Below are 4,529 nucleotides of genomic sequence, written 5' to 3' on the forward strand. Positions count from 1 at the left end.
CCCATAATGCGTGCACTGGCGCGACATCCGACGCCATTCATGGCCATATCAATGATTTTCTGGTGCGTACCGGGCTGAGAGGCGGTGTAAGTGAACTGTAGTTGCCATGTTTTACGGCAATGAGAGCAGAGATAGCGCTGATGTCCGGCAGTGCTTTTGCCGTTACGCACCACGCCTTCAGTAGCGGAGCAGGAAGGACATCTGATGGAAATGGAAGCCACGCAAGCACCTTAAAATCACCATCATACACTAAATCAGTAAGTTGGCAACATTACCCTTATTGCGATATGGTTACATTAAGGGCAAAGCATCTCTAATGACTTTAGCTCAACGATTAATAACATTTTTTCATTAATTTAAGTTGGCTAAATGCAGTTAAAATTTTTAACGGCCAGCCACCCAAAATCGTCGCTTCCATTTTCCGGAGTAATAATGAAGCATGAATTATCAAGTATGAAGGCATTTGTCATACTGGCAGAGTCCAGTTCGTTTAACAATGCCGCTAAATTACTCAATATTACGCAACCTGCATTAACGCGAAGAATAAAAAAGATGGAGGAAGATTTACATATTCAACTATTTGAGCGTACAACTCGCAAGGTTACGTTAACAAAAGCAGGAAAAAGGTTGCTCCCGGAGGCGCGGGAATTAATAAAGAAATTCGATGAAACGCTTTTTAATATTCGTGATATGAATGCTTATCATCGTGGTATGGTGACGTTAGCGTGTATTCCGACCGCAGTATTTTATTTTTTACCGCTGGCAATCGGTAAATTTAATGAGCTGTATCCCAATATTAAAGTGCGGATTCTGGAACAAGGCACGAATAATTGCATGGAATCGGTGCTGTGTAACGAATCAGACTTTGGCATAAACATGAACAACGTCACAAATTCATCCATTGATTTTACCCCACTGGTCAACGAGCCGTTCGTGCTGCCTGTCGGCGTGACCATCCATTGGCCAAAAAGCAGCTTGTAGAATGGCAGGAGTTAGTGGGTTACAAAATGATTGGCGTACGCTCCTCCAGCGGCAACCGACTGTTGATAGAACAACAGCTGGCCGACAAGCCCTGGAAGCTGGACTGGTTTTACGAAGTGCGTCATCTTTCGACGTCATTAGGACTAGTGGAGGCAGGACTGGGGATTTCGGCGCTTCCTGGTCTGGCAATGCCCCATGCGCCCTATTCTTCGATTATTGGTATCCCACTGGTGGAACCCGTTATACGTCGGACATTGGGGATTATTCGCCGCAAAGATGCCGTGCTTTCTCCGGCAGCTGAACGCTTTTTTGCCTTGCTGATTAATTTGTGGACTGACGATAAAGACAATTTGTGGACCAATATCGTCGAACGCCAGAGACATGCGTTACAGGAGATAGGTTAATACACCGGCGCAGGAGAGACTGCGCCGGTTAAATCAGCGGTTAGTGTGCGTTAACCACCACCCACATTGGTCCCTGCCCGACCGCATAACGGCCTTTTTCATGCAGTAGTCCCTGCTCGCCAACAATTTCGTATACCGAGATGAGGTGAGATTTTTGCCCGGCGGCAATCAGATACTTGCCGCTGTGATCAACATTGAAGCCGCGCGGCTGGGTTTCCGTTGGCTGGAAGCCTTCTTTACTCAACACACTGCCATCTTCCGAAACGCTGAAAACGGTAATCAGGCTGGCGGTACGGTCGCAGGCGTATAAATGGCGACCATCCGGGGTGATATGAATATCAGCCGCCCAACGGGTGTCGGAGAAGTTTTCCGGCATCATATCCAGCGTCTGGACACATTCGATATTACCGTGCGGATCTTTCAGTTCCCAGACATCCACTGAGCTGTTTAACTCATTGACGCAATACGCATATTGTTCGTTTGGATGGAATACCATATGACGCGGCCGGCCCCTTCAATGGTAGTCACTTCCGCAGGGTCCTGCGCCACCAGATGACCATCATCGCTGACCGTAAACAGGCAAATGCGATCCTGCTTTAATGCCGGAACCCACAGCGTACGGTTGTCCGGTGAGATATTGGCGGAATGGCAACCGTCCAGCCCCTCGACCACATCGACGACGCCCACTGGCAGGCCATCTTCCAGACGCGTTACGCTCACGTTACCCGCATTGTAAGAACCTACAAAGACAAACTGCCCCTGGTGATCGGTGGAAATATGCGTCGGACTACCCGGCAGCGCAGACTCTGCGGCAAAGGTCAGTGCGCCATCGTCCGGGGCAATACGATACGCCAGGACGCGAAACTCAGGGCGAACACCAACATAGAGATAACGTTTGTCCGGGCTGACCACCATCGGCTGCACCTGCCCCGGCACATCGACAACCTGTGTCAGCGTCAGTGCGCCTTCATGATTCAGGTTCCAGACGTGAATTTGCTGGCTCTCAGGGCTGGCGATATAAACTGTTTGCTTCATAAACACACCTCAAAAACAATAAATTCTTTATTTTTCATGTAAATAGCAACATCAAGCGAATGAAAAACAGACAACAAAACGCGATAAAATACAACATCGCGTCACAATTAAATCAATACGTTAGCACACCATTTCGAATGGCATATCATTAAAATATTAGTCACCGTCACAAATTTGACAATGCCACAGATATTTTCGCGACCATTTAGGGAGCGTGACGCTCCCCGCGTTTGTTCGCCATATCAACGACCGTAAACACCATACCCTAACAACTTCCAATCAAGCTCCCATTCGCTCAACAATCAGCTCATATCCTGCACAGTTCAACGCATTACGTCGTAGATCGGTGTTCTGGTCATTTGTTGATACGCGTACATAGCCAATAAGCATGGTAAATCCCCCTGTTAACAAGACACTGCGTCAAAAGTCGGGGGGGAGAATTGGGTGATCTCCTTCCATGGGAATACACAGTCATTATAAAATAGAATGTACTGTTTTTTTAAAGAAAAAAACAGTACATTGATATATGATTTGGATCATTACTAAATCCTTTGCTGAAGTTACTATGTATATAAGCTTATTTTATACATGATTATTAGCAACAAATATTACCAAGTCAAGTAGTCAGGCTGGCTAAAATAGTTGGAGATGTTGTAGTATCTTACTCAAGACTAATGTCTTCTGGTATAAATCCTCTGCATTGTGAATATGTAAAACATCAAAAAAAGATGAACCAAATATACGAAAAAAGCAAACATACTTACCAGGATAGAAAGCATGATATAACACTCATTCCCTTATGGCGAATATTCTGAAACACCCTCCTCATTAGGAGAGATACATTAAATACAATTTATTCACAATCTAATTCCATATCCATATGCGAGAAATTAATATGCTCAGAAATATTTCATCCTGTTTATTTCCACATATCAGCAAAATTACATCCCCCAACCATTATTTGTCCGAATGGGATGATTGGGAGAAACAGGGGTTACCGGAAGAACAGCGTACTGAGGCGGTAAGAAGACTTCGTGCATGTCTTACCTCTAAGGGGCATAAACTGGACCTGCGAGCCTTGGCGCTTTCCTCGTTACCTGTACTCCCTGCTTGCATTAAAAAGCTTGATGTGAGCTGTAATAAATTAACCATCCTTACTGATTTACCTGAAAATATTAAAGAACTTATTGCAAGAGATAATTTCTTAACACATATATCTGCATTACCACATTATCTAATAACTTTGGATGTGTCCGAAAATCAATTAGAGAATCTGCCGTTATTACCAGACACCATCAAATCACTAAGCGCAGAGTATAATAGGTTATCCACACTGCCTTCATTACCCTTGAATTTAAAAAAACTTGAGGTTAGGAACAACGAACTGCAAACTCTTCCATCTCTGCCTTCTAATCTTAAGATACTTAAGGTTGCGCACAACCATCTTACTGAACTGCCCCCTTTACCTAGGAGACTGCAACTTCTTTTTGCATATAGCAATAGATTAAGCAACTTACCAAACATCCAAGAAAATATTATCATGAGAAGATTTTTTTATTTTGAAAACAACCAAATAACTACAATCCCGACAAATCTTTTTCGTTTAGATCCTCATATAACTATTGAGATTGCAAATAACCCCTTATCAGATCAAACTCTGCTATTCTTAATACAGCAAACTTCGGTTCCAAATTTTAACGGGCCTCAGTTTCGTATTTCCCTGTCAGACCAAAACAGACTGTTTTTACGCCAGATGTTGCCGCAAAATTTACATTCGCGCCATATCAGAGTCATCACTGAAGGGGGGCAGAACTTTCAGATCCCCCCTCTTCCCGAAACTGTGGCAGCCTGGTTTCCTGAAGCAGATCGTCGGGAGGTTTCTACACAATGGACTTCTTTTTCCACCGAGGAGAATTCCCGGGCATTCTCCGCGTTCCTTGACCGCCTTTCCGATACCGTCTCTGCACGCAATACCTCCGGATTCCGTGAACAGGTCGCTGCATGGCTGGAAAAACTCAGTGCCTCTGCGGAGCTTCGACAGCAGTCTTTCGCTGTTGCTGCTGATGCCACTGAGAGCTGTGAGGACCGTGTCGCGCTCACATGGAACAA

General features: G+C 44.8%; 2 protein-coding genes and 3 pseudogenes. 2 read left to right on the top strand and 3 right to left on the bottom strand.

Going from position 1 to position 4,529, the window contains the following annotated elements:
- The coding region (locus tag BHE85_RS10830) for an IS1 family transposase (protein WP_005004670.1) at nucleotides 1-221 on the bottom strand (221 nt) is incomplete at its 3' end.
- A 211-nt stretch (nucleotides 222-432) separates the two neighbouring features.
- Here BHE85_RS10830 and BHE85_RS10835 point away from each other — a divergent pair.
- Nucleotides 433-1,385, top strand: a pseudogene (locus tag BHE85_RS10835) (LysR family transcriptional regulator).
- 40 nt (nucleotides 1,386-1,425) lie between these two features.
- Here the strand turns inward: BHE85_RS10835 and pgl are convergent.
- A pseudogene (pgl, locus tag BHE85_RS10840) lies at nucleotides 1,426-2,420 on the bottom strand (6-phosphogluconolactonase).
- Nucleotides 2,421-2,714: 294 nt separating this feature from the next.
- Nucleotides 2,715-2,810: pseudogene (locus tag BHE85_RS10845) on the bottom strand (DNA invertase); the annotation flags it as partial.
- Between the two features lie 490 nt (nucleotides 2,811-3,300).
- Between BHE85_RS10845 and ipaHb the strand changes: the two are divergent.
- Nucleotides 3,301-4,529: T3SS effector E3 ubiquitin-protein ligase IpaHb (gene ipaHb / locus BHE85_RS10850; protein ID WP_128832481.1), on the top strand; the 1,229-nt coding region annotated here is incomplete at its 3' end.

Source organism: Shigella sp. FC1567, assembly GCF_001743015.1.
GTDB classification, from domain to species: domain Bacteria; phylum Pseudomonadota; class Gammaproteobacteria; order Enterobacterales; family Enterobacteriaceae; genus Escherichia; species Escherichia coli.